Origin of the sequence: Streptomyces indicus, assembly GCF_900100315.1 — a bacterium.
In the GTDB taxonomy this organism is placed as follows: domain Bacteria; phylum Actinomycetota; class Actinomycetes; order Streptomycetales; family Streptomycetaceae; genus Streptomyces; species Streptomyces indicus.
In genome coordinates this window covers 448,275-473,245 of the sequence record NZ_FNFF01000005.1, presented here as the reverse complement: position 1 = coordinate 473,245, position 24,971 = coordinate 448,275, and the positions used below count along the sequence as shown (strand labels likewise).

Sequence of the window (24,971 nt, the reverse complement as noted above, 5' to 3'; positions counted from 1 at the left end):
CACCGCAGGGCGCGATGTCTTCGAGTACGCGCTGCTGCGGGTGGTGCCGCGGATCGAGCGCGGCGAGCAGATCAACGCCGGGGTCGTGGTCTACTGCCGCGCCAAGTCGTACGTCGCGGCCCGTACGCACCTCGACGAGGACCGCCTGCGGGCCCTGGACCCGCAGGCCGACGTGCCGGGCGTACGGGCCGCGCTGCGGGCCGTCGAGGAGGTCTGCGACGCCGCGGGCCAGGCGGCGCAGGACAACCCCGGACAGCGCTTCCGGTGGCTGATCGCGCCGCGCTCGACCGTCGTCCAGCCGGGCCCCGTGCACACCGGACTCACCGCCGACCCCGAGGCCGAGGTGCGGCGGCTGCTCGACCTGCTGGTGCGCTGAGCGGTGCGCCTGCGCGGCCTCGCGGACGCCGGCGCGGCGATGTGATCTGAAGCCCTGGCACGCGGTGGGCCGTTGACACCGGGTGTCAGGGCTTCTAGCGTCTCGTCTGCTGAAGGTACTAAGCGGTCGCTCATCTCGTTCGCGTCGGTACGTGACGTCCTGGTCACGTCGGTACGTGGCGCACCGGGCGGTCCGTCGCAGCAGACGCAGGAGAGCCGCACCCCCGAGGGCGAGGAGAACCAGCATGTCCAGCACCGAGCAGCGCGTCGCCGTAGTCACCGGCGCCGCACGAGGCATTGGCGCGGCGACCGCCGTACGCCTGGCGGCCGAGGGCCGCGCTGTGGCCGTGATCGACCTCGACGAGGCGGCCTGCAAGGACACCGTCGAGACGATCACCAAGGCAGGTGGCAAGGCCATCGCCGTCGGTTGCGACGTCGCCGACGAGGCGCAGGTCGAGGCCGCCGTCGCCCGGATCGCCGAGGAGCTGGGCGCCCCGACGATTCTCGTCAACAACGCCGGCGTCCTGCGCGACAACCTGCTGTTCAAGATGAGCGCCCTCGACTGGGACACCGTCATGAACGTGCACCTGCGCGGTGCCTTCCTGATGACGAAGGCCTGCCAGAAGCACATGGTCGACGCGGGCTTCGGCCGCGTCGTGAACCTGTCGAGCTCCTCCGCCCTCGGCAACCGTGGCCAGGCCAACTACTCGGCCGCCAAGGCCGGTCTCCAGGGCTTCACCAAGACGCTCGCCAAGGAGCTCGGCAAGTTCGGCATCACCGCCAACGCCGTCGCCCCCGGCTTCATCGTCACCGAGATGACCAAGGCCACCGCCGAGCGCGTCGGCATGGGCTTCGAGGACTTCCAGAACGCGGCCGCCAGCATGATCCCGGTGCAGCGCGTGGGCAACCCCGACGACATCGCCAACACCATCGCCTTCTTCACGGGCGAGGCCGCCGGCTTCGTCTCCGGACAGGTTCTGTACGTGGCCGGCGGGCCGCTCGACTAGCGCTGAGGACAACGGACATGACAGTGCAGGACAGCGGAAAGGTCGCGCTCGTCACGGGCGGCAGCCGCGGCATCGGATACGGCGTCGCCGAGGCGCTCGTGGCCCGCGGCGACCGGGTGTGCATCACCGGCCGCGGCGAGGACGCCCTCAAGGAGGCCGTCGAGCGGCTCGGCACCGACCGCGCGATGTACGTGGCGGGCAAGGCGGCCGACGAGGCCCACCAGGCCGAGGCCGTGGCCCGGGTCATGGAGGCGTACGGGCGGGTGGACTTCCTCGTCAACAACGCCGGTACGAACCCGGTGTTCGGGCCCATCGCGGAGCTCGACCTCAATGTCGCGCGCAAGGTCTACGAGACCAACGTGATCTCGGCGCTCGGCTTCGCGCAGCAGACGTGGAAGGCCTGGCAGTCCGAGCACGGCGGTGCGATCGTGAACATCGCCTCCGTGGCGGGCCTCGCGCCTTCGCCGTTCATCGGCGCGTACGGCATGAGCAAGGCCGCGATGATCAACCTGACGGTGCAGCTCGCGCACGAGTTCTCGCCGCAGGTGCGGGTCAACGCGATCGCGCCCGCGGTCGTCAAGACCAAGTTCGCCCAGGCCCTCTACGAGGGGCGCGAGGAGGAGGCCGCGGCGGCGTACCCGCTGGGCCGGCTCGGCGTGCCCTCGGACATCGGCGGGGCTGCCGCCTTCCTGACGTCCGAGCAGTCGGACTGGGTGACCGGTCAGACGCTCGTCGTCGATGGCGGAATCTTTCTCAATGCGGGCGTCGCCTGACGAACCCGCCGCGACACCGCGTAAGTGACGTACGCGGATAACCGGAATCGCCTTCAAGTGCCCCGCCGTTCCCCCGGGTTGGAACGGCGGGGCACTGCGGTATGGTCGCCCGACTCTGGCATGTCCGAGCGAGGAGCGTGCACGTGTTCAACCGGGCCTTGAGTCTGCGTACGGCTGCGGCCATGGCATCCATATCCCTGGTGGCGGGATGCGGAATGATGTCCTCCGGCGATGCCGAGGACGAGAAGGCGATCGTCGTGGGAACGACGAGTGCGCCCACCACTTTGGACCCGGCGGCCGCCTGGGACGGCTCCTGGGAGCTGTACCGGAACGTCTACCAGACGCTGGTGAGCTTCCCCAGCGGGGCCGCGGCACCCGAGCCGGACGCGGCGGAAAACTGCCGGTTCACGGACGAGGACAACCGCACGTACCGCTGCGAGCTGCGCGACGGCATGAAGTTCTCCGACGGCGGCGCGATGGACGCGGCCGCCGTGAAGCACTCCATCGACCGCATCCGCAAGATCGCCGTCAAGGGCGGCCCCGAGCCGCTGCTCGGCAGCCTGGACCGGGTGGAGACCCGCGGCGAGAAGGAGGTGATCTTCCACCTCACGAAGTCGGACGCCACCTTCCCGTTCGTGCTCGCCACCCCCGCCATGTCCATCGTCGACCCGGACGAGTACCCGGCGGACAAGCTGCGCGAGGGCCGGACCATCACCGGCTCGGGCCCGTACCTCATCGAGTCGTACCAGGTGAACGGCAACGGGCAGCCGGTCGAGGCCGTGCTCGCTGAGAACCCGCACTACGAGGGCCCGGCCAAGCGCAAGAACCGGGCCGTCACCATCAAGTACTTCCAGGACTCGGCCGCGATGGTGGACGCACTCAAGGCCAAGCGGATCGACCTCACCTTCCGCGGCCTGTCCGCCACGGACATCGTCGACCTCGACGCGCAGCAGGCCTCCAAGGGGCTGCAACTGGTCGAGGGCGCGGGCATGGAGATCCGCTACCTGGTCTTCACCGAGAAGGACAAGTGGACGCGCAATCCCGCCGTACGCAAGGCGGTGGCGCAGGTCATCGACCGCTCGGCGATCAGCCACGACGTGTACGAGGGCACGGTGGAGCCGCTGTACTCGATGGTGCCCAAGGGCGTCACGGGGCACACGGCCGGCTTCTTCGACTCCTTCGGCAAGCCCGACGCCGCGAAGGCCAAGCGGATTCTGAACGAGGCGGGCATCTTCCAGAAGGTGCCCCTGACCCTCTGGTACACGACCGACCGCTACGGCTCGGGCACCAAGCCGGAGTTCGAGGAGATCAAGCGGCAGCTGGAGAAGTCCGGACTGTTCCAGGTGACGCTCAAGAGCCGCCCCTGGAAGTCCTACGAGCAGGGCTACAAGAACGGCGAGTACCCGGTCTTCGGCCGCGGCTGGTTCCCCGACTTCCCGGACCCGGACAACTTCGTCGCGCCCTTCGTCGGCGAGCGGAACGCACTCGGCACGCCGTACCCGTCGCCGGAGATCACCGACAAGCTCCTGCCGGAGTCGCGGCGCGAGAGCGACCGGGGCGCGGTGGACGAGGCCTTCGAACGGGCCCAGGACATCCTGGTGGACGACGCGCGTCTGCTGCCGCTGTGGCAGGGCAAGCAGTACATCGCCGCGAGCGAGGAGATCGCCGGCGGTGAACTGGCGCTCGACCCGTCGACGATCATGATGATGTGGGTGCTGGAGCGGAAGACGAGCTGGTAGGTCCGCGGTCGCGGGCGGCGTGGGCGTTGTCAGTGGTCGCCGGTAGGTTCTTGGGTACTCGCAAGTGACCGCACACCGGAGGTTGTTGACGTGTCCGACCAGGCCTACGCCGCCATGCTCCCCCCGTCGTGGAGGGACGTGCTCGGTGACGAGCTCGACAAGCCGTACTTCAAGGAGCTCGTCGAGTTCGTCGAGGAGGAGCGCGCCAGGGGGCCGGTGTACCCGCCGCGCGAGGAGGTCTTCGCGGCCCTGGACGCCACGCCGTACGACCAGGTGAAGGTGCTGATCCTCGGCCAGGACCCGTACCACGGCGAGGGCCAGGGCCACGGCCTGTGCTTCTCGGTGCGCCCGGGCGTGAAGACCCCGCCCTCGCTGCGCAACATCTACAAGGAGATGCAGGCCGAGCTCGGCACCCCGATCCCGGACAACGGGTATCTGATGCCGTGGGCCCAGCAGGGCGTGCTGCTGCTCAACGCGGTCCTGACGGTCCGCGCCGGTGAGGCCAACTCGCACAAGGGCAAGGGCTGGGAGAAGTTCACGGACGCGGTGATCCGCGCGGTGGCCTCGCGCCCGGACCCGGCGGTGTTCGTGCTGTGGGGCAACTATGCGCAGAAGAAGCTGCCGCTGATCGACGAATCGCGGCATGCGGTGGTCAAGGGTGCGCATCCCTCGCCCCTGTCCGCCAAGAAGTTCTTCGGCTCGCAGCCGTTCACGCAGATCGACAAGGCGGTCGAGGCGCAGGGCCACACGCCGATCGACTGGACGATCCCGAACCTCGGCTGAGGCGGGGCGGGCGGCGGGCGCCTGTGCTTGTGCCCGCCGCCCGGTGAAGGCTCCCGGCGAGCCGCGCTCTCGTGAGACGTGGATTGTCAGTGTCGGCGGATAGCGTCGGTGGCAGTTGATCGTCATACGAGTACGGAGGACCCTGTGGCCGACCACCAGGAGCAAACGACGGCCGACCCGGTCATGGCACGCGCCGGCCAGGCCGTCATGCTGCACCACGGCGGGGACCGCGAGGAGGCCCGCAAGCGCCTGCTCGAGCTGTGGCTGGAGGTCGGCGAGGACGGCGATCCGCTGCACCGCTGCACGATCGCGCACTACATGGCGGACACCCAGGACGATCCGGCGGACGAGCTGTCCTGGGACCTGCGGGCCCTGACGGCGGCGGACAGCCTCACCGACGAGCGCGTCGACAGCCACCACCAGGGCCTCGCCGTGCGCGGCTTCTACCCCTCGCTGCACCTCAACCTGGCGGCCGACTACAAGAAGCTCGGCCGCGAGGAGGAGGCGCGAGGACATCTGCGCTCGGCGCGCAAGTCGCTGGGCGCGCTCGGCGACGATTCGTACGGGGACGGGATCCGGGCCGCGGTGGAGCGGTTGGGGCGGGAGTTGGGGGACTAGACGCCCGTCGGTCGGGACCCGGGCCCCGCCGGTGACGCGCGACTGCTGTCTCGCGCAGGGCTCAAGCGCCCGGTCGCCATCTCACACCGGGGCCGGCAGGCGACGCCCACCCGCCGCCTCACGTCGGGTTCCGCCCCCGTCTGCCGCGTCGCCTCGCAACGCCGGTTCCCGTCCCGGTACGGAGCCTCGGCTCGCGGTGCCTGGTGCCGCCGGGTTGCCCCCGCGGTCTCATCGTGTCGCCGGGGTCCGCCCCCGACCCGGGCTTCGTGTCGGTCGCCCACGCCGGCTAGCCGTACGTGCCGCGTGAGATCTACGGGCCTCGGGTCGCGGTGCCTGGTCCCGCCGGGGTCGCCCCTGCGGTCTCATCGTGTCGCCGGGGCCCGCCACGGTCCCCGGCCTTCGTGTCGGTCGTCGCGCCGGCTAGCCGTACGTGCCGCGGCAGATCAGGGCCTGCGGGCTGTCCGCGGGCCAGCCGCCGTACTGCTCGCCCAGTGCGCACACGTCCGTGGACGAGGGGGCGTCGGGGAGTGTGGGCTGCGGTGGCTTCGCGCGAGGGCGGTCGGCAGTCGGCCCGCTGCCGGGTCGCGCCGCGGATCCCCGTACGGATTCAGGCTGGTCGGCAGGTGGCCGCGCGGTGTCGGGGCCGGTTCGGCCGCCTTCCCCGCCGGTACGGGCACCACCGGGCCCGGACACCCCCGTACCCGACACGGTCGCTCCCGAACGGCCGGGCTCCCGCGCCGCCTCCCTCTCCCGGTCATGGATGCGCTGGAGCGCCTCATGGGCCGGGGCCTGCACGATCTGCGGCTGCGCACGGCCCTTCGCGGCCGGGGCCGAAGCGGGACCGGTCGGCGTGGGGGGCGGCGCCGCGGGCGCGCGGACCGCCACACAGCCGGAGACGGCCGTGACCGTGAGGGAGAGGAGCAGCGCGGCTCGGGTCGTTCGATGCACTCGCGCAACTCTGCTGGTTCCGGGCCGCTTTGGGGAGCGGATCTGCGCAGGTTGCCCCACATGGGTGAGCCGGGCGGGGGCAGAGTCCGGTGTGTGCGGGCGCGGCGCGGACAGGGCTGACGTGCCTGCCCGGGCGGCTGCCGCAGCCGTTGCCTCACCGCCCGCCGAGCATCCCGGCCAGCAACTCGTCCATGCCCAGCGTCAATTCCTCCTGCGTCGGCACCGACGTGTGGAACGAGCCCGCCGCGCACGAGAACATCACGCCCTCGCACCAGGCCACGAGCGAGAGGGTGTGCCGTTCGGGGTCGGCCGAACCGGCCGCACGCAGCAGCGCGGTGACCGGCTCACGGAAGCGCCGGCCCGCCTCGTCGTAGAACGCGCGAAGCTCGGGCCTGCGCGTGGCTTCGAGGGCCAACTCGTAGCGCGCGACCATCAGTCGGGGGTGTCGCGTCAGGTAGCGGTGCAGGGCGAGTGCGAGCCCCGCTGCGACGGACTCCGCCCCGGGCACCGGCATCTCCTCGGGGGCGAGCACCTCGGCCTCGCGCTCCGCGAGCCGCCGTACCGCCGCTTCGAGCAGGGCGAGACGCGTCCGCGCCTGATTGGAGGTCGAGCCCTGCGGCAGTCCCGCCGCCTCGTCCACGGCGCGGTGCGTCAGCCCCCGCATGCCGCGCTCGGCGAGTAGGCGCAGGGCCGTGTCGCCGATGAGTTCCGCGCGCGAAGCGCCGGTGGTGCGTGCAGTCGCCATGAGGCCACCCTATCCGGCGCAACTACACGTGTAGTACGGTCGTGGCATACGGACTACAGCTGTAGTGCCGGGTGATCCCGCGGGGAGCTTCCCGGCCGGACCGAGGAGTTCCCATGTCCCGAGCCCTGGTCGTCGGCGGCGGTATCGGCGGCCTGACCGCCGCCATCGCCCTCCACCGGCGCGGCTGGACCGTCACGGTCCTGGAGCGCGCCGCCACGCTGGAGCCGGTCGGCGCGGGGATCGGGCTCTCGCCCAACTCCCAGCGCGCCCTCGACGTCATCGGCCTGGGCGACCGGGTCCGCGCGCTGGGCGTCTGGCAGGGCGAGGGCGGCATGCGCGCGCCCGGCGGACGCTGGCTGGCGCGCACCGACGTGTCGGAGGTCGCGGACAAATTCGACGGCTCGCTGGTCGCCGTGCACCGGGCCGACCTCGTCGACGTCCTGGTGTCCGCGCTGCCCGAAGGCGTCCTGCGCACCGCGAGCACGGCGCGGCTGCGCGAGGCCGGGGGCCCGGACCGGCCGGCCATCGTGACCACGGACGAGGGCACGTACGAGGCCGAGCTCGTGGTCGGCGCCGACGGCGTCCGCTCGGGCGTGCGCGGGGTGCTCTTCCCCGACCACCCCGGACCCGCGTACGCGGGCTGCACGACCTGGCGCATGGTCGTGCCCACGCCCGAAGAGCCCTTCGCACCGCACGAGACCTGGGGCCGGGGCCGGATCTGGGGCACCCAGCCGCTCACCGGCGGCCGCACCTACGCGTACGCAGCCGCCCGCGCCCCGCAGGGCGAGCACGCACCCGGCGGTGAACTGGCCCTCCTGCACCGCCTGTTCGCCGACTGGCACCACCCGGTCCCGGCCGTCCTCGCGGCCGCCCGTGACGACCAGGTGCTGCGCCACGACGTCCACCACATGGCGACCCCGCTGCCCGCGTACCACCGCGGCCGGGTCGCGCTCGTGGGCGACGCCGCGCACGCCATGGTGCCGATGCTCGGCCAGGGCGGCAACCAGGCCGTCGAGGACGCGATCGTGCTCGCCCACCACGCGGGCGACGCCGCCGCCCCGGCCCTCGACCTGACCGCGTACACCAGGGACCGGCTGCCGCGCACCACCGCCATCGTGCGCCAGGCCGCCCGGACCGCACGGCTCGAAATGGTCCGCAGCGCCCCGCTGGTCGCGGCGCGCGACGCGCTGATCGCCACGGTCTCCCGGCTGGGCCCGAACCTGCTGCTCAGGAGCTTCGAGACCATCGCCGACTGGCGCCCGCCGCAGTCCACGTATGCTGACCGGAGCCGCTAGCCGGACCGGGGTGCCGACGGCTGGCCGGGCCGAGTCGCCGGAACCGGTGGCCGTGGAGCCGGAACCGGTGGCCATGATCGCCGGAGCAGGGAGATACATCGTGAAGGTCGGTTGCATCGGACTCGGCGACATCGCGCAGAAGGCGTACCTGCCCGTGCTGACCACCCTGCCCGGCGTCGAACTGCACCTGCAGACCCGCACCCCGGCCACCCTGGAGCGCGTGGGCGCCACCCACCACATCCCCGCCGACCGGCTGCACACCGACCTGGACTCGCTGCTGGCGGCCGGCCTCGACGCGGCCTTCGTGCACGCGCCGACGAGCGTCCACCCCGAGATCGTCACGCGCCTCCTGGAGGCGGGCGTCGCCACGTATGTCGACAAGCCGCTCGCGTACGAACTGGCCGATTCGGAACGCCTCGTGGAGCTCGCCGAGGAGCGCGGGGTCTCGCTGGCCGTCGGCTTCAACCGCCGCTTCGCGCCCGGCTACGCGCAGTGCGCCGAGCACCCGCGCGAGCTGATCGTGTTCCAGAAGAACCGCGTCGGCCTGCCCGAGGACATCCGCACCATGGTCCTCGACGACTTCATCCACGTCGTCGACACCCTGCGCTTCCTCGTGCCCGGGCCGATCGACGACGTGACGGTGCGCGCCCGCGTCGAGGACGGTCTCATGCACCACGTCGTGCTGCAGCTGGCCGGCGACGGGTTCACCGCGCTCGGCATCATGAACCGGCTCAGCGGCTCCACCGAGGAGATCCTGGAGATCTCCGGCCAGGACACCAAGCGCGAGGTGCGCAACCTCGCCGAGGTCGTGGACCACAAGGGCCAGCCGACGGTCCGCCGGCGCGGCGACTGGGTGCCGGTGGCGCGCCAGCGCGGCATCGAGCAGGTCGTGCTCGCGTTCCTTGACGCGGTACGGGCCGGCAAGGTGCTCAGTGCCCGGGACGCCCTGGCGACCCATGAGCTGTGCGAGCGGATCGTGCAGCGCGCGACGGAGCAGGCTGCCTGAGGGCCCGTACACCTTCGAAAGCGAGCAGCGCCGCGAGCACGGTGAGGGCCGCGTGGACGGCCCAGTCGCCGAAGCGCACGAACGCGGTCGTGCCCGAGGTCAGGGTGATGTCGTAGATCCCGGCGGCGCGTTCGTCGGTGCCGAGCGGCTCTCCGATACGGGAGCCGTCGGCGGCGTGCACCGCCGAGACGCCCGTGAGCGTGGCGTGCACCATCGGGCGGCCGTTCTCGGCGGCGCGCAGGGCCGCGAGCGAGGCGTGCTGCGCGGGCGCCCAGCTGTCCTGGAATGTGGACGTGGCCGACTGGGCGAGCAGCAACTGGGCGCCGCGGCGCGTCAGTTGCCTGCTCATGTCGGGGAAGGCCGACTCGAAGCAGACCAGCGGCCCGACCGTCCACGCCTGCCCGACGGGCATCACCACCGGCGCCGTGCCGCGCCTGCGGTCCTCACCCGCGGCCTCGCCCACGGAGGTGGCCCAGCCGAGCAGGGAGCGCGCGGGCACGTACTCGCCGAACGGGACGAGCCGCATCTTGTCGTAGCGGTCGCCGGTCGGTCCCTCGGGCCCGACGAGCACCGAGGACTTGAAGATCCCCGGCTTGTCGGAGCGGCGCGCGTCGACGTTCACCAGAATCTCGGCGCCCACCTCCCGTGACAGCGCGGCGAGCCGCCCGGCCAGGTCGGGGCGGTCCGCGAGGTCGAAGCCGACGCTGCTCTCGCCCCACACCACCAGGTCCACGTCACGGCCGACGAGGGTGCGGGTGAGCGCCTCCTCGCGGTCGAACCGGTTGCCGCTCGCGCCCACGCCGTTGCCCGTGCCCGGCTGTACGACCGCCACCCGCACCCGGCCCGTCTCCTGCGGGCGCGGCGCCCAGGCCCACGTGGCGGCGGCGGCCACGGCGACGGCGGCAAGGGCGGTGATGGCGGGAAGGGGGGAGGGCGGCCGCAGCACGAGCAGGGCGACGGCTGTGTTCACCGCGACGATCAGCAGCGTGACCAGCCACACCCCGCCCACCGACGCCAGCCGGAGCGCCGGTTCCACCTGCCACTGACTGGAGCCGAGCAGTCCCCAGGGGCCGCCCAACCCCTCCCAGGACCGGACGAGTTCGACCACCAGCCACGCCGAAGGGAGCACCGCGAGCGCGGCCGCCGACCTGCGCGCCGAAGGAGTGCCGCCGAGCAGGTGCCGTACGAGCAGCCCCCACGGCAGCCACAGCAGACCGAGCAGCGCGGCGATGACCACCGTGAACACATGCAGGTTCGGCGCCAGCCAGTGGTGCATCGCGAGCATGAACCCCGTACCGCCGAGCCAGCCGTCGAGCCCGGCCCGGCGCGGGCTCGCTGCGGAGCGTACGAGCAGCAGCCACGGCACGAGGGCCACGTACGCGCACCACCACCAGTTCGGCTCGGGGAAGGCGAGCGCGGGCAGGGCGCCGGCGAGGAGAGCCGCCGCGGCCCGCCACCAGGGGGAGTGGAGCCGGCGCGCCCAGACGGCGCCGAACTCCCGCACCTGGCCCGGGCCGGGGCGCCGCCCCCGAGGGGCTCCGGGCTGTTCCGCCGCGACCTCCCGCGTCTCCGCCGACCCGCCCATACCGCGCCTCCTCGCCCCCGGACGCCGCTGCATGCTCTTCCAGTGTGCGCGTTCCGGACGATCCGGGACAGAGTGCGGGGGCGGGCGGGCTGACAGGTGGGAAGGCGTCAGTCGAGGCCCTCGCGCGTGGGCGGCTTCATCCGGCGCCACTTCTCGTGCACGACCAGCTTGGAGATGCGCCAGCCCGCATACGTGCGCCGGAACGTGAACGCGTAACGGGCGCCGCACTCCAGGTCGGGAGGGCCCGGCTCCGCGCTCATCCGCATCGGGTTGTACATGTCCGCCTGGGCGGTGGCGGTGTCCCCGGTCATCCCGTCGAGCACCTCGAAGCGGATCTTCCGGTTGACGATCAGATGCTGCCGCATCGCGAACAACGGCAGCGTCTGCTCCAGCCACGCGGCCATCTCGCGCGCCGTGCCCTCCTCACCGCCCGAGGAGCGGTAGTCGGCCCGGCCGTCCTGGGTGAAGATCCCGGGATACGAGGCCCAGGCGCCGTCGTCGACGATGGTGGCGTACTCGGTGATCAGAGAGTCGATGGCCAGGCGGTCCATCACGTTCGCGAGATCCACGCGCTGCGTCATCGGGACAGTTTCGGGGGCGGGGCTGCCGTAGCCAAGAGGCGTGCAGGGATCGGCTGTTGGGGCGGAGGGGACCGCCTTCGGTCCTGCCCGGGCCGACCCGGCTCGGACGCGCCCGCCTCAGATCCGCGCCCACGGGCCGGGCTCGGCCAGGACCTCGGCGAGCGGCCGTCCGCTGCGCGCGGCCTCCTCGCGGCGCTCCCGCACCTCGCGCATGGTGCGGGGGCGGTAGCCGGGGCCGTCGTTGCAGCACCGGCACTCGGGATGGAACCGCAGCCCCGCGCCGAGCACCACCGTCAGCGCGCGCCACGCGTCGCGGTCGGCGCGCGGCGGCACCGCGAGCTGCTCGCCCGCTTCGACCATGGCCTCGGCGCAGTCGGGGCACGGCCCGGCCGGAGCGCCGAGGTCGCGCTTGAAGCCCTTCCGGCAGGAGAGGCAGACGTGGTGGGTGCGTTGACGCATGGGGCGAGGTTAGGGCGTACGGGAGCGGTCGGGCCATTCAATTGCGTACGGGAATCCGGCTGTTGGACCTCTGTGCACGCGGCGTGGCTCTTGGGCCTGGGGGAGTGCCGCAGGCCGTCGGACCGGGCCGCGTCCTCACCCGGCGGCGGCCCGCTCATGGGACGGCCGCCTGCGCAGCGCGGCGTCGGTCAGGGCCGGCGGCTGCCAGACCCCGTCTGCCCGGTAGAGGTCGGTGCCGGGCGGCACGATCGCGTCGATACGGTCCAGCGCCTCGTCGTCGAGCACCAGATCGGCGCCCTTGAGCAGCGAGTCCAACTGGTCCATGGTGCGCGGGCCGATGATGACCGACGTGACGGCGGGGTGCACGAGCGGGAAGGCCACGGCGAGTTCGGGCAGGGTGCACCCGATGTCCTCGGCCAGAGCGACGAGTTGCTCGACGGCGGCGAACTTCGCCGCGTTGTCGGGGAGCGCCGGGTCGAAGCGGTGCGGGGTGAGTTTGGCGCGCCCGGTCGTGAGGTCGACGGGCCGCCCCGCGCGCTGCGCACCCGACAAGAACCCCGAGGCGAGCGGCGACCAGGTCAGCACGCCCAGGCCCAGACGCTGCGCGGTGGGCAGCACGGACCGCTCGATCCCGCGCGCGAGCAGCGAGTACGGCGGCTGCTCGGTGCGCATCCGCATCAGCCCGCGCCGCTCGGCCACATGGTGCGCCTCGACCAGGTCCTCGGCGGGGAAGGTGGAGCAGCCGAAGGCGCGGATCTTCCCGGCCCGTACCAGGTCGCTCAGGACGGACAGCGTCTCCTCGAGGTCCGTCCGGTGGTCGGGCCGGTGCACCTGATAGAGGTCGATCCAGTCCGTGTCGAGCCGCCGCAGCGAGTCCTCGACGGCCCGGACGATCCAACGCCGGGAGTTTCCACTGCGGTTGCGCCCCTCGCCCAGCGGAAAGTGCACCTTGGTCGCGAGCACCACGTCGTCGCGCCGCCCCTTCAGCGCCTTGCCGACGATCTCCTCGCACTCGCCCGCCGAGTACATGTCGGCGGTGTCGACGAAGTTGATCCCGGCGTCGAGCGCGGCATGGATGATCCGCGCACTGTCCTCGTGATCGGCGTTGCCGACCGCGCCGAACATCATCGTCCCGAGACAGTGGGTGCTGACTTCGATGCCGGTCTTGCCGAGGACTCGATAGCGCATGGCGGACTCCGGGGCCGGTGGGTGCGGACGGGAGCGTGAGTCTAGGAGTTGGAGTGCGCTCCACCGCAAGCGATGAGTTCCTGAGGCGGATCCGGTCTGCCCTCGTGGAGGACCGCATCCGCACCTGAGGAGACCTGCCATGACTGCCACGTACACCTTCGACGTCTTTTCGAGTCTCGACGGCTACGGCGCCGGCGGCGGCGACTGGACCGGCTACTGGGGCAAGCAGGGGCCCGAGCTCCTCGCGCATCGTCTCGCCCTCTACGAGGAGGAGCAGCGCCTGGTGCTCGGCGCGCAGACCTACCGTCTGTTCGCGCAGATGGTGGCCGCGAGTTCGGAGGGTGACGACGTACGCGACCCCTGGGTCACGCGCATGCGGCACCTGCCGACGACCGTGGTGTCCCGGACGCTCGCCGACCCGCTCGACTGGCCCGACGCGAGCGTCGAGCACGGGGACGCCGTCGAGGTCGTCGCCCGGCTGAAGGAGGAGTCGAAGGTGCCGCTGCGCTCGCACGGCAGCCTGGCCCTGAACCGGTCGCTCCTGGCCGCCGGCCTCGTGGACCGCGTCCAGGTGACGCTCTTCCCGGTGATCACCGGGCGCACGGGTCTCGACCCGGTCTTCGAAGGCGCGGCCGACTTCGACCTGGAGCTCCTGGAACAGCGCACGCTGGACGGCAACATCCAGGAGCTCGTGTACCGGCCCACGCTGCACTGACCGGTAGGGGCGCGGCAGCGGATCTGCGGCCGTTCGGAACAATGCGCCTCGGCGTGCCCCGATGCGGCCTGGAAAGCTGGGGGCCATGAGTCGTAGACCGCGTCGTCCGTGCCCGCACTGTGCCCGCCCGATCGCCGTGGTCGGCGGAGTCCTGGCCCGCCATGACCCTCCGGCCGCAGTACGACACGGACTCACTTCCTGCCCGGGCAGCTTGAAGGCGCCCTCCGCACCGCCGCTGCCGGGCCAGACCGTCATCGAGCTGGACGACGCGGGGACGGCGAAGGGGGCCGGGCAGATGGGACTGTTCGACTGTCCGTGAGGGCTCTCCCACCGAGGTCTGACACTCAGTCCTCGGTAAGCGGGACACTCTCGGCGTATCCGCTGCACGCCTCGCACCGCGTCAGCAGGTCGTGCTCGCAATTGATCACGTGCACGAGGAAGCGTTCGGACTCCTCCAGTTGGGCCCGCTGGGTGCGGATCCGGTGGAGCTGCCGCTCGATCATGCCCGTCCTGCCGGGCTCGTCCCGGTGCAGCACCTGGCGGATCTCCGGCAGGCTCATGCCGACACCTTGGCAGGCGCGCAGCACCCGCAGCCGGTGGAGATGCTCCTCGCTGTATTCGCGCTGCCCCGACGGCGTGCGATCGGGCACGACCACCCCGGCATCGTCCCAGTGCCTGAGCACATGCACGGCCACGCCGAGACGCTGTGCGGCCTCTCCGATCTTCATGGGCCGATTATCCGGGACCTGCCCGCTTGACCTCAGGTCGACCTGAGGTTCTAGCGTCGCGGCATGGAGACCAACGCATCGTGGCTGCCGGAACCCGTCCACATCACGGTCGACGGAGCGAGCGTCGCCACCTACGTGCTGGGCCCGGAAGAGCGGACTCCCCTGCGAGACGTGGTGTTCTGCCACGGCACGCCCTGGTCGTCCCAGGTGTGGGCGGCGGCCGCACACCATCTGAGCCGGAGCTGTCGCGTGTTCCTGTGGGACATGCCGGGCTACGGACGCTCGACGAAGGATCAAGCCGTACCCGTCGATCTCGCCTCGCAGATGTCGCGGTTCGCGCAACTGCTCGCGTACTGGCGCCTGGACAGGCCGCACGTCGTCGCGCACGACATCGGAGGGGCCGTGGCGCTCGGGGCTCATCTGCTGCACGACAGCGCGTACGCGGACCTGTTCCTCTGGGACGCGGTGACTCTCGACCCCTGGGGATCGCCGTTCTTCCGGCTGGTCGCCGACCATGTCGACGTGTTCACGGAGCTCCCGGCCGCGCTGCACATGGCCCTGGTCCGGGAGTACGTGGCAGGCGCGGCACACCGCCCGTTGACGCCTCAGTGGGTGGACGCTTTGAGCCGGCCGTGGTCGGGGGCGCCGGGCCAGGCCGCCTTCTACCGGCAGATGGCGGCCCTGCGTCCCGAACACACCCGCCCGGTCGTGGCGCGTCTGCCGGAGGTGAGGTGCCCGGTGACGATCGGATGGGGTGCGCGGGACCCGTGGATCCCGGCCGGCCAGGCGGCCCGGCTCAAGGACAGCCTCCCCGGGAACCCGACCGTGACCGAACTGGCGGACGTCGGCCACCTCGCCCCCGTCGAAGCGCCGTCGCAGGTGACGCGCGCTCTTGAGGAGTGGCTCGCCTCGTCCGGCACGTACGCGCCTTGAAGCCGTCGGCCGTCCGCAAGAACCGGCGGAGGCCGGACCCGGCGGGGTCAGCCCGCCGATTCCCCCGCATGCGGGCTGAGCACACCCATCCCCACCAGCACGAACAGCAGGATGCCGAGGGCGACGCGGTAGTAGACGAAGGGCATGAAGGACTTGGTCGTAATGAACTTCATGAACCAGGCGATGACCGCGTAGCCGACCACGAAAGCGATGATCGTCGCGAAGATCGTCGGACCCCACGAGACGTGGCCTTCGCCCGCGTCCTTGAGCTCGAAGAGGCCCGAGGCCAGGACCGCGGGGATAGCCAGGAGGAAGGAGTAGCGGGCCGCCGCCTCGCGCGTGTAGCCCATGAGGAGGCCGCCGCTGATCGTGGCGCCCGAGCGGGAGACGCCGGGGATCAGGGCCATCGCCTGGCAGATGCCGTAGATGAGGCCGTCCTTGACGCCGAGTTCCTGGAGCGTCTTGCGCTGCTTGACCGCGCGGTGGCGCCCGCCCGTCTCGTCGCGGGCCGCGAGGCGGTCGGCGATGCCGAGGACGATGCCCATCACGATCAGGGTCGTGGCGATCAGGCGCAGGTCACGGAACGGGCCCTCGATCTGGTCCTTGAGCGTGACGCCGAGCACCCCGATCGGGATCGAGCCGATGATCACCAGCCAGCCCATCTGGGCGTCGTGGTCGCTGCGCATCGCCTTGTCGGTGAGCGAGCGGAACCAGGCGGAGACGATCCGCGCGATGTCCTTGCGGAAGTAGATGAGGACGGCCGTCTCCGTACCGATCTGCGTGATCGCCGTGAAGGCGGCACCTGGGTCGTGCCAGCCGGCGAAGGCGGCGGTCAGGCGCAGGTGCGCGCTGGAGGAGATCGGGAGGAACTCCGTGAGCCCCTGGACGAGTCCGAGGATCAGGGATTCGAACCAAGACATCTACTACGCCGTCCAAGTGCTGGTTTGATCATGCGGTTGCCCCGAGCAGCGTAGCGGCAACAGGGGAGCGCTCTTTGCGCACCCCGGGCCCGGAGGTGTCGCCGGGCGGACGTCAGGCGCCGGCGCGGTGGATCCGCCTCAGTGGCCGCGCAGCCGGTGGCGCTTGCACCAGGCGACGATCGCCCCGGCCAGGCCGGTCACGGCGATGAAGCCCATCGCGATGAGGAAGACCGGCGAGGTGGGCGTGGAGGCGCGGCTGCCGGCGATCACGTAGGCGGCGGTGTTGGGGATCGAGCCGAGCCCGGTCGCGAGGAGGAACGGTGTCCAGCGCATACGGGACACCGCGGCGCAGTAGTTGGCCGCCCAGAACGGGACCCCGGGGAAGAGCCGGGCGGCGAGCATCGAACGGAAGCCGTGCCGGCTGAGCTGTCCGTCGACGGCGTGCACGATGCGGCCGCGCAGCAGCGGGCGCAGCGCCTCCTGGCCGAGCACGCGGCCCAGCCCGAAGGCGATGCCCGCGCCGATCACGGTTCCGGCGATCGCGCCCGCGAGGCCCGCCTGCGAGCCGAAGAGCGCACCGGCGGCCAGATTGAGCAAGGGGCGCGGGACGAACGCGGCCGTGCACACCCCGTACGCCACGGCGAAGAGCACCACCGCGGCGGCGCCGCCCACCTGCGGCGGCCAGCCCTCGGCGAGCAGGCGCTGAGGTTCGAAGAGGAGGACACAGCTCCCGGCGGCCGCCAGGAGCAGGACCAGCAGACCGAGCCGCGACCACGGCGAGAACAGCACCCGGCCCAGCCGCGCCGCGAACGCCTGACTGCCCGGGGCAGGGGCGGCGAGCGGGGCGGTGCCCGGCGCGGGGCGCGTGATGAGGTCCGACAGGTCCGACATTCGGGGAGACTAACCGAGAACGCGCCCTGATCGCCGTAGTGTGCGTCTCATCTGTTCGTAGGGTTCCTGCCCATGGGAACCCGCCGTCGCGCCGCCGAACCGCCGTCCGAGGCCCCGTCCGTGCCGGTCAGCGAGCTGGCCGACACCGTGCTCGGGCGCCTGGTCGCCACGTATGCGCAGCACGCGGACCCGCGGAACGCGGAATCGATGACCGCCTATATGAAGGGCGTCGTTCCGTTTCTCGGCATCCCTTCGACCGAGCGCAGGGCGTTGTCGAAGTCGGTGCTCGAAGGGCTGCCGCGGCCCGACGAGGCGGACTGTGCGGCCGTCGCGCTCCGGGCGTGGCAGCTGCCCGAGCGCGAATACCACTACTTCGCTGTCGACTATCTGCGCCGCCACGTGAAGCGGTGCTCCTCCGGCTTCCTGCCGGTCGCCCGGCACCTGATCACGACCGTCTCCTGGTGGGACACCGTCGACGCCCTCGCCGCGCATGTCGTGGGCGGACTCGTGGCGGCCGACCCGGCCCTGCGCGGTGCCATGGACGCCTGGATCGAGGACGACGACCTGTGGGTCGCGCGCACGGCGCTGCTGCACCAGCTCCGGTACAAGGACGCGACCGACACCGAGCGGCTCTTCGCATACTGCCTGCGGCAGGCCGGCCACCCCGACTTCTTCATCCGCAAGGCGATCGGCTGGTGCCTGCGCGAATACGCGAAGACGGACGCGCAGGCCGTACGGGACTTCGTCACCCGCCACGAGGCACGGCTCGCTCCGCTGTCGGTGCGGGAGGCGCTCAAGAATGTGGGGCGCTGAGCGGATTCCGCCGTCACGCCGACCCAGCGGTTCGGGATGCGGAACTCCCCTTGGAGACAAGCCCGTAGGCGGAGGGTCGGCGATAAATCGGTGGACGTCTGCACGCCGCCCGTAGATGATCTCAGCATGTTCCGGCAGACCCCCTTCGCAGTCACGTCCGCAGTCGCGGGCGCTGCTCGGGCTGCCGCTTTCCAGGCTGCCGAGTACGCGGCAGCCGCAGCCCTGGCTGCCGATCTTCTGGTCGACGCCTTCGACGGCGTCCGAAGCTGACCCTTCCCGGACATTCCGGCGGACCCCAGAGGGGGAGGGTCGGTGTGAACCGAGGGGTCCCCGCCTTCCGCCGCCGTACGAGGCGCTTGTGCCGCCGTACGAGGCAAGCCGGCCGGCAACCGGTGCGGAAGGCCGTCGACTTCCCCTGGTCCCAGGGGAGTTCCAGAAGGACAAGAGACCAGTCATGCCCAAGACGGCATACGTGCGCACCAAGCCGCACCTGAACATCGGCACCATGGGTCATGTCGACCACGGCAAGACCACCCTCACCGCCGCGATCACCAAGGTGCTCGCCGAGCGCGGGACCGGCACGTTCGTGCCCTTCGACCGGATCGACAAGGCCCCGGAGGAGGCCGCGCGCGGGATCACCATCAACATCGCGCACGTCGAGTACGAGACCGACACCCGGCACTACGCCCACATCGACATGCCGGGCCACGCCGACTACGTCAAGAACATGGTCACCGGCGCGGCCCAGCTCGACGGCGCGATCCTCGTCGTCTCGGCGACGGACGGGATCATGCCGCAGACCGCCGAGCACGTCCTGCTCGCCCGGCAGGTCGGCGTGGACCACATCGTCGTGGCCCTCAACAAGGCCGACGCGGGTGACGCCGAGCTGATCGAGCTCGTCGAGCTGGAGGTGCGCGACCTGCTCTCGCAACACGGGTACGACGGGGACGCGGTGCCGGTCGTCCCGGTCTCGGGCCTCAAGGCCCTTGACGGGGAACCGCGTTGGACCGCCGCGATCGAGGCGCTGCTCGACGCGGTGGACACGTTCGTGCCGATGCCGGAGCGGTATGTGGACGCACCGTTCCTGCTGCCGGTGGAGAACGTGCTGACGATCACCGGCCGCGGCACCGTGGTCACGGGCGCCGTCGAGCGCGGCACCGTGCGCGTCGGCGACCGGGTGCAGGTGCTCGGTGCGGAGATCGAGTCCGTCGTCACGGGCCTCGAGACCTTCGGCAAGCCGATGGACGAGGCGCAGGCCGGCGACAACGTGGCGCTGCTACTGCGCGGCGTGCCGCGGGACGCGGTGCGCCGCGGGCACGTGGTCGCCGCGCCGGGCAGCGTGCAGCCCGCGCGCCGGTTCCGCGCGCAGGTGTACGTGCTCTCCGGCCGCGAGGGCGGTCGTACGACGCCGCTCACGACCGGCTACCGGCCGCAGTTCTACATCCGCACCGCGGACGTGGTCGGCGACGTGGACCTCGGCGAGACGGCGGTCGCGCGCCCCGGCGACACCGTCACGATGACGGTCGAACTGGGCCGCGACGTCCCGCTGGAGTCCGGCCTCGGCTTCGCGATCCGCGAAGGCGGGCGCACGGTGGGGGCGGGGACGGTGACCGAGGTCATCTGAACCCGATCACCCAAGCCAGCCATCGTTGACCGCCGTTGGTGCCTGGTCTGCACGCTCACAGGCGTGCAGACCAGGCACCGGTTTCGGCGGTACAGAATCCGTCGTGAGGAACTGGTCAAGCTCCGCCATCGCGCATCGGCTGGAACGAACCCAGGCAAGTAGCTTGTGGCGCGTGATGCAGGCGTCCTACGGTGAGCGCAGGCAAGGAGCTCGGGACCAGACCTGAGCCACCGCCGATCTCTTCGAGGCACGGAGCGTCGGAACGCGCCCTCGCTACCGCCTTTCCCACCCTCTCCACGGCCACGTGCCGTCATCGCCTCAGGGGCCGAAAGGCACTTTCATGACCATCTATTCCATGCACGCCCACCGTGGGAAGACTCAGATTCTTGCGATGTACCAGGTAGACGGCGGGCCGGTGTCGTCCACGGTGACCAGTCTTGGTGACTCGACACTGGCTGCGCCTATCGTTGATGCGCTCAACCGGATCTCCGCACTGGCCACTGTCCCCGTGAGCATCCACGACTGCCGTGACGGCCGCGTCGCCCACTATCCGACCAGGCACCTTTCCGCGCTCACCGACGAGGGTTCGCGCGCCGAACTGCTGAATGGTGCGCACAGCTTGTGGTACGAGTACGTGTGCCTGGAACTCCACCACGCGCTGATGGATTTGGACGATGCTCTGGCGGACGTGCCCATGCCGATTCTGATCGCCATCAATGCGGAATTGGAGAAGGAAGCACGCGACTTGAGAGAGGCACTCACCGAGTACGCAGAGGCAGTTCCCCTTCCCGATTCGACGATGCGACGGTACTGGGACCACGGTCGGCCGTTCGTCACGTATGGCGGCGGAGTGGACATGCTGGGCCACGAAACCCGCGAGGAATTGGATCGGCTCGAAGAGGGGCTCACATCCGCCGAGCGGGACCAGGCCGTCGCGAACCTACGGGTGTTGGTCTCTGCTTACGCTCGGCATTCGGGAGACGAGGCCACGCTGGAGGAGTCCGGCCACTCGATCTTCGCCGAGCCTTATGACTCGGACGACCACTTCCTGACGGTCAATGCGCCGCGCCCCGGCAAGGACGGCCCCGATTCCTGGGACATCGAGATCAGCTGTTGGGAACCCGACGATCCCGAAGAGGAGGAATGCAGCAGCGCGACCGGCCGCACGGTACTTCGCTGCACTCTGCCCACAACTCCGAGCGCAGATGAGATTACCGATCTGCTGAATCAGCTTCAGAAAGAGCCGACCCGACTCGTTCAATGGGCCCAGACGAAGGCCGGAGCAACGCTCGCGGGGACGACCTTCGTCGTCACCAGACACCACGCCGACTGAACGTTGCCTCTTCGCGCCATGGAATGGCTCTCATACGGCGATGGAGCTCAGACCGCTATCAGGTGCCCGGAGCGTCAGCATCCGGCTGGTCGGGGTGGTGGCGTGGGTGGGCTGGGGGTGCCAGTGGAGGCGGCGGCGGGGGCTCTGCCGGAAGACGCCTCGGGCGTCGAGCCGCTGGCTGGGCGGGGGCCGGCGGTGGCGCTGTAGGCGGCGGAGGCGGGGGCGTGTCCATCGCCGGGAGCAACGGGCCGCCACCTCGCAGTCTGGCGACGGCGAGGTCGGCGCGGCGCCGCGCCGTGGGGGAGTCGTCGCGCTCATAGACGAATCGGAATCCCATGAAAGGGAGCTTCTCCACGGCGAGTTGCCTGTAGCCCAGCGCGTGCGCGATCTCGTCGATCTTTCTCGACGTCTCCGCGGGTGCGTGGCTGAGCGACAGTTCGACGCGGTGGCGCCCGTCGAATCGTGCGCGAATCGCATCGTCCTTCACCTGCTCTGCCTCCCTTTGTGTTCCGCTGCCAGCACCCCCGATTCACGAGGGTACGGGCCGGTTTCCTGCAGTATCAGCAAGCTCTGGCTACGGGCTGTGGAGTCGAGGCGATTGGTCCGGGAACTTGCGCGGCCCGGGGCACTCACCGACCTTGTACGCGTGCTCCGCCAGTTCATAGGCGAAGTCCACAAGGTCCTGCTGGAGGTCCGCTCCCTGCGCCTTCGTCTCGCCCAAGGTGCTGGCCTCGACTATCAGCGCACGGGATTTCGGCGATTTGCTTTCGCTCCTTCCAGGCGGCGCACAGGACACGTAGATCGCCGCAGCCCCGTCTGTCGCGAACGCCGTGATATCCCCGGTCACCCCCGATGAACTATCAGGAGACTCTACCCAGCCACTACTCCAGTCCTCCACCGACCGATCTCCGGATTCAGCATCGCCGGACAGCAGCGAGCCGTCACTGGTGAGAACGGAGCAGTGGAACAGGAACTCCCGAGAGTCGATCCCGTGATCGTCGTCGAGGCGGCTGCGCTCCTCGGCGGTACGTGCGGCGGGAAGGATGTCGGCTATCGTTTCTCTTTCGACAGCGCCTTCGCAAGGTCGGTCCGGTAGCCGGTCGATCCCCTTGGTGAACACTGCAAGTGCCCCAAAGTAGAGACCTGCACAGGCGGCCAAGGCCATCCCTGAGCGGGCGATAAGCTTCTTCTTCCGGCTGAGCCGCGAGACTCTCTTCATCATTTCTCCGGAGAAGCTAGCTGCTCGGGCGGACATGTGCGTCTTCCAGGATTCCGTCACTGTCGCGCCAGCCATTGTTGAGCTGGTCTGCGATCAACACGCTCATCGCTTCGCCCTTGAGGTCTGAGTCGTGCTTCTCGATCGAATCGAGAGTCGCGGCTTGTGCCTGCTGGGTGGCGGAGCTCAGCGAGTCGTCCAACTCCAGGCCGGATTGATACAAGGCTCGGTCCAGTGCCCCGCTCATCTCCTGGCCTTCGATTATCCGGTCGATGGCCAGGTTCACCACGCCGCCGGCGAATCCACTCACCGCAGCGCCCACGAGTGCCGCCCCCGCTCCAGCGGGCACCAAGGCCACTGTCCCCACGCCGACGCCTGCGGCCAGGAACGTCTTCACGACATCGCCCTTTTCCTTGAGTGCCTCGTTGTACTCCTTCTCCGAACCGAGGTCACCCTCAATCTTCAGATCAGCCAACGAATGCCCAACAATTCCCTCGACGATTCCGGAATTCTTGGCGATCATCCCGAGTGCCTGCTCCGTATCCCCGTCGTGCAGGCTTGGGTCCTTCACGTGGGCCTCAATGAGGCTCGAGGTGTAGATCGTCTCTCCCAACACGATCCCAGCGCGCCCTTCGGGGTCGCGGGCCACCTCGTAGAGGAAGCGCGATGTGTCGGTTCTGCCGAAATCAGTGGCTGCTGTGTCGCTCACGAAGACTGATTCAGTCCCGTTCCCGGAGAGTGTGCGGCTGATCTCGGGCATGTAGGCACTCGCCATGTTCCCCAAGTGCTCTCCTAGCTCGGTGTTGCCGACCAGGGCGGCGCCGGTATCGGGCTGGGCAACCGCATGCATGACACTCTTCATGACTTCCCCCTGTTCCCGGCTGTGCGGCAGTGCAGGGGAGTGCTGGCCGTCCGCGATACCGGTGACCGCACTTTCCAGGGCGGCACCCACCGCGGAATCGCGATCTGTGTACTGAGCGCTGTGCATGATGTGCTCGACCACGTCCCTGTCGGCGAACGCATTGGTCGCTGCCTCGGGGTTGTGCGACAGGGCTTTCATGAAGCCGACCAGCGGATCCCGGCCGTCCCCCTTGCCGAACGTCGGGTCACCTTGCTGACTGTTCACCCAGAGGTCGTTGGTACCCATTCCGGGACTTCCAGCGGGTGCCATGTCCACCTTGATCAGCTTCTTGCCGTAGCTGTCCAGGAACTCCGTATCGTACTTGCCGGCACCCATCAGGCTGCTCATGACCTGGTAGCCCTGCAGCCCGTAAGGCGACGACCTGTAGACGTCCGGCGACGTGGTGCGGAACGCAGTGTTGGTTTCGTTGATTACTTCCTTCTTCCACTGCGCCATGCCCGAGCTGTCCGAGTATGTAGCAGTGGCCAGAGTCATGCTGAGATTCTTTTGAAGCTCTTGCATTTCCTTGAGCTCTGCGCCCCTGACACCGGCGTGCTCAGTGGTGAGATCGGTCCAGAGCTGAAGCGTCTCCTTGCCGCCGAGCTTCGATGCAAAGCGAGCCGCGAACAGTTCATCGTTCCTGTAGGTCCCAAGAGTGCGGTTGAATTCTGCGAGCTCCTTCGCGGACATGTCCTGTCCGTTCTTTGCGAGGCGGGCCATGGCGTCGGCTGCCTTGAGGGCTTCAGCTGCGGAGTCTCGGTCCTTGTAACTGGCTCCGGAGAAGCCGTATTTGGCCTGATCGGCGAGGGCCCGCAACACCTTGTCCGCGGAGGTGTCGCTTTCGGTGGCCTTGTTCAGTATGCGTTGGACTTCGTCGCGGAGGTTAACGGCGTCCTGTTCTGAATGATCTGGAGTCTCGACGCCTTTTCCTGCGCGGTCCGGGTGGACGAGCATGGTGACTGCGAATCCGCCGTCACCTGTTGCTGTTACGGTGAGGTTTTTGTTGGCGCCTCGCTGAATTATCTGTCTGAGCTCGTCCCTGTGGCTGACGAGCTCATCCCGAGCGTCTTTGAGGATGTTTCGAATGGAAGTTGCCTGTGTGAGCGCGTCCTTGAATTCGCCCACCGTTTTGGTGATGAACTCTCGGGAGACTGTGGCGTTGACCCCGGCCCAATTTGCCTTATAGGCCTTGGCTTTGAGGTCTTCGCGCGCCTCCTTCTCCAGTTCCTTCAAGCTCTTGACGACGGTGGACCAGTCGTCGACAGCGTCGCCGAGGGATGCGAAGTTGCCGTTGAAAAGAGTCTCGAACTTCATCAGCTCCGCCTCCCGTCATCGAAGCCCTTGTCCAATTCGGCGATGCTGCTGATGATCCCGTAGACGTGGTGGTCGTCGTTCTTGTGGGTGTTGCGTGTGAAGTCCAGATGGTTGGAGATGTGGCCGCAGGCGTCGAGCAGCGTGCGGAGCTGCGCTTCCCACCTCTCCTGAATTCTGTCGAGTCCGCCGCCCAGCGCGAAACCCTGGGTCTTTAGATCGCTAGCCGCGGTCTGGCTGCTGGACCAAGCGTCACGGCCACGCGAACCGAGCCTGTCGAGCAGCTTGTATGCGCTATCGCCGACCATTTTGAGATCTTTTTGGCTGACGCGGAGATCGCCGCCAGGATCTCCGCCTGTACCGCCAGGCTCAGGTGGGAGCTGATTCAGCTGCATCTGGTCAGTGCGCCGCTCAGCTGCTTGCTGCTTAAGCTGTTCCCATTCGTCCCAAGCCATGTCCGTGGCCCCCGTGGTGGTTGTGGTGG

Annotated in this window: 25 protein-coding genes; 13 read left to right on the top strand and 12 right to left on the bottom strand. The window is 69.8% G+C overall.

Translation table 11 applies throughout. The annotated features are described in order from the left end of the window. Nucleotides 1-31 precede the first annotated feature (31 nt). The 6 genes from BLT97_RS16740 to BLT97_RS16715 all read left to right on the top strand — a co-directional run bounded on the left by BLT97_RS16740 (nucleotide 32) and on the right by BLT97_RS16715 (nucleotide 5,295). Nucleotides 32-376 (top strand): DUF3037 domain-containing protein, encoded by a 345-nt coding sequence (locus BLT97_RS16740; RefSeq protein ID WP_245769378.1) that lies wholly within the window; start codon nucleotides 32-34, stop codon nucleotides 374-376. Between the two features lie 244 nt (nucleotides 377-620). Next, a complete protein-coding gene (gene fabG, locus BLT97_RS16735) occupies nucleotides 621-1,382 on the top strand; it encodes a 3-oxoacyl-ACP reductase FabG (protein ID WP_093610824.1) in 762 nt (253 codons plus the stop codon). A gap of 17 nt (nucleotides 1,383-1,399) precedes the next feature. Next, nucleotides 1,400-2,155, top strand: coding sequence for an SDR family oxidoreductase (locus BLT97_RS16730; RefSeq protein ID WP_093610822.1), 756 nt, complete (start codon nucleotides 1,400-1,402; stop codon nucleotides 2,153-2,155). A 143-nt stretch (nucleotides 2,156-2,298) separates the two neighbouring features. Further along, nucleotides 2,299-3,894, top strand: a complete 1,596-nt coding sequence (locus tag BLT97_RS16725; RefSeq protein ID WP_093610820.1) for an ABC transporter substrate-binding protein — start codon at nucleotides 2,299-2,301, stop codon at nucleotides 3,892-3,894. 114 nt (nucleotides 3,895-4,008) lie between these two features. Then, nucleotides 4,009-4,677 carry a uracil-DNA glycosylase gene (gene ung / locus BLT97_RS16720; RefSeq protein ID WP_093610949.1) on the top strand — a complete coding sequence of 223 codons (669 nt, stop codon included), beginning with the start codon at nucleotides 4,009-4,011 and terminating at the stop codon, nucleotides 4,675-4,677. Between the two features lie 144 nt (nucleotides 4,678-4,821). Continuing rightward, nucleotides 4,822-5,295 (top strand): tetratricopeptide repeat protein, encoded by a 474-nt coding sequence (locus BLT97_RS16715; RefSeq protein ID WP_093610818.1) that lies wholly within the window; start codon nucleotides 4,822-4,824, stop codon nucleotides 5,293-5,295. Between the two features lie 420 nt (nucleotides 5,296-5,715). On the opposite strand, the gene BLT97_RS16710 is transcribed toward BLT97_RS16715, so the two are convergent. Together BLT97_RS16710 and BLT97_RS16705 are read right to left on the bottom strand one after the other, a co-directional pair. After that, the gene (locus tag BLT97_RS16710; protein WP_245769366.1) at nucleotides 5,716-6,243 is read right to left on the bottom strand and encodes a hypothetical protein; all 528 of its coding nucleotides are present in this window, start codon (nucleotides 6,241-6,243) and stop codon (nucleotides 5,716-5,718) included. Between the two features lie 154 nt (nucleotides 6,244-6,397). Further along, nucleotides 6,398-6,988 carry a TetR/AcrR family transcriptional regulator gene (locus BLT97_RS16705; RefSeq protein WP_093610816.1) on the bottom strand — a complete coding sequence of 197 codons (591 nt, stop codon included), beginning with the start codon at nucleotides 6,986-6,988 and terminating at the stop codon, nucleotides 6,398-6,400. A 113-nt stretch (nucleotides 6,989-7,101) separates the two neighbouring features. Between BLT97_RS16705 and BLT97_RS16700 the strand changes: the two genes are divergently transcribed. Together BLT97_RS16700 and BLT97_RS37870 are read left to right on the top strand one after the other, a co-directional pair. Further along, nucleotides 7,102-8,283 carry an FAD-dependent monooxygenase gene (locus BLT97_RS16700; RefSeq protein WP_093610814.1) on the top strand — a complete coding sequence of 394 codons (1,182 nt, stop codon included), beginning with the start codon at nucleotides 7,102-7,104 and terminating at the stop codon, nucleotides 8,281-8,283. Nucleotides 8,284-8,383: 100 nt separating this feature from the next. Then, nucleotides 8,384-9,289: a Gfo/Idh/MocA family protein gene (locus tag BLT97_RS37870; protein WP_176953785.1), complete on the top strand. Its 906-nt coding sequence runs from the start codon at nucleotides 8,384-8,386 to the stop codon at nucleotides 9,287-9,289. Here the strand turns inward: BLT97_RS37870 and lnt are convergent. The 4 genes from lnt to BLT97_RS16675 all read right to left on the bottom strand — a co-directional run bounded on the left by lnt (nucleotide 9,213) and on the right by BLT97_RS16675 (nucleotide 13,102). Next, nucleotides 9,213-10,874: an apolipoprotein N-acyltransferase gene (lnt, locus tag BLT97_RS16690; RefSeq protein ID WP_176953784.1), complete on the bottom strand. Its 1,662-nt coding sequence runs from the start codon at nucleotides 10,872-10,874 to the stop codon at nucleotides 9,213-9,215. The two genes, BLT97_RS37870 and lnt, sit on opposite strands and share 77 nt — an antisense overlap. A gap of 107 nt (nucleotides 10,875-10,981) precedes the next feature. Further along, nucleotides 10,982-11,455, bottom strand: a complete 474-nt coding sequence (locus tag BLT97_RS16685) for a nuclear transport factor 2 family protein (RefSeq protein WP_093610812.1) — start codon at nucleotides 11,453-11,455, stop codon at nucleotides 10,982-10,984. 117 nt (nucleotides 11,456-11,572) lie between these two features. Continuing rightward, on the bottom strand, nucleotides 11,573-11,914 hold the full coding sequence (locus BLT97_RS16680) for a hypothetical protein (protein ID WP_093610810.1): 342 nt from the start codon (nucleotides 11,912-11,914) through the stop codon (nucleotides 11,573-11,575). A gap of 135 nt (nucleotides 11,915-12,049) precedes the next feature. Further along, a complete protein-coding gene (locus BLT97_RS16675; RefSeq protein WP_093610808.1) occupies nucleotides 12,050-13,102 on the bottom strand; it encodes an aldo/keto reductase in 1,053 nt (350 codons plus the stop codon). A 139-nt stretch (nucleotides 13,103-13,241) separates the two neighbouring features. On the opposite strand from BLT97_RS16675, the gene BLT97_RS16670 reads away from it, so the two are divergent. Further along, nucleotides 13,242-13,817, top strand: coding sequence for a dihydrofolate reductase family protein (locus BLT97_RS16670; protein ID WP_093610806.1), 576 nt, complete (start codon nucleotides 13,242-13,244; stop codon nucleotides 13,815-13,817). Between the two features lie 344 nt (nucleotides 13,818-14,161). Here the strand turns inward: BLT97_RS16670 and BLT97_RS16665 are convergent, their stop codons facing one another. Then, nucleotides 14,162-14,545, bottom strand: a complete 384-nt coding sequence (locus tag BLT97_RS16665; RefSeq protein ID WP_093610804.1) for a helix-turn-helix domain-containing protein — start codon at nucleotides 14,543-14,545, stop codon at nucleotides 14,162-14,164. Between the two features lie 63 nt (nucleotides 14,546-14,608). Here BLT97_RS16665 and BLT97_RS16660 point away from each other — a divergent pair, with 63 nt between their 5' ends. Then, entirely contained in the window at nucleotides 14,609-15,478 is an 870-nt protein-coding gene (locus BLT97_RS16660) for an alpha/beta fold hydrolase (RefSeq protein WP_093610802.1), read from the top strand. A 47-nt stretch (nucleotides 15,479-15,525) separates the two neighbouring features. Here the strand turns inward: BLT97_RS16660 and BLT97_RS16655 are convergent, their stop codons facing one another. Further along, nucleotides 15,526-16,398, bottom strand: a complete 873-nt coding sequence (locus BLT97_RS16655; protein WP_093610800.1) for an undecaprenyl-diphosphate phosphatase — start codon at nucleotides 16,396-16,398, stop codon at nucleotides 15,526-15,528. Nucleotides 16,399-16,536: 138 nt separating this feature from the next. After that, complete coding sequence (locus BLT97_RS16650; protein ID WP_093610798.1) at nucleotides 16,537-17,289, bottom strand: TVP38/TMEM64 family protein; 753 nt, start codon at nucleotides 17,287-17,289, stop codon at nucleotides 16,537-16,539. Between the two features lie 72 nt (nucleotides 17,290-17,361). Between BLT97_RS16650 and BLT97_RS16645 the strand changes: the two genes are divergently transcribed. From BLT97_RS16645 to BLT97_RS16635, 3 genes are all read left to right on the top strand, one after another. Continuing rightward, nucleotides 17,362-18,102 (top strand): DNA alkylation repair protein, encoded by a 741-nt coding sequence (locus tag BLT97_RS16645; RefSeq protein WP_093610796.1) that lies wholly within the window; start codon nucleotides 17,362-17,364, stop codon nucleotides 18,100-18,102. A gap of 454 nt (nucleotides 18,103-18,556) precedes the next feature. Beyond that, the gene (tuf, locus tag BLT97_RS16640; RefSeq protein WP_093610794.1) at nucleotides 18,557-19,726 is read left to right on the top strand and encodes an elongation factor Tu; all 1,170 of its coding nucleotides are present in this window, start codon (nucleotides 18,557-18,559) and stop codon (nucleotides 19,724-19,726) included. A gap of 340 nt (nucleotides 19,727-20,066) precedes the next feature. Continuing rightward, nucleotides 20,067-21,059, top strand: coding sequence for a hypothetical protein (locus BLT97_RS16635; RefSeq protein ID WP_093610792.1), 993 nt, complete (start codon nucleotides 20,067-20,069; stop codon nucleotides 21,057-21,059). Nucleotides 21,060-21,633: 574 nt separating this feature from the next. Here the strand turns inward: BLT97_RS16635 and BLT97_RS16630 are convergent. From BLT97_RS16630 to BLT97_RS16620, 3 genes are read right to left on the bottom strand one after another with little or no spacing between them, the layout of a single operon-like run. Next, a complete protein-coding gene (locus tag BLT97_RS16630) occupies nucleotides 21,634-22,281 on the bottom strand; it encodes a hypothetical protein (RefSeq protein ID WP_093610790.1) in 648 nt (215 codons plus the stop codon). Nucleotides 22,282-22,294: 13 nt separating this feature from the next. Then, nucleotides 22,295-24,490 (bottom strand): hypothetical protein, encoded by a 2,196-nt coding sequence (locus BLT97_RS16625; protein ID WP_093610788.1) that lies wholly within the window; start codon nucleotides 24,488-24,490, stop codon nucleotides 22,295-22,297. Beyond that, on the bottom strand, nucleotides 24,490-24,942 hold the full coding sequence (locus BLT97_RS16620; RefSeq protein WP_093610786.1) for a hypothetical protein: 453 nt from the start codon (nucleotides 24,940-24,942) through the stop codon (nucleotides 24,490-24,492). The genes BLT97_RS16625 and BLT97_RS16620 overlap by 1 nt, the downstream gene beginning before the upstream one ends. Nucleotides 24,943-24,971 lie beyond the last annotated feature (29 nt).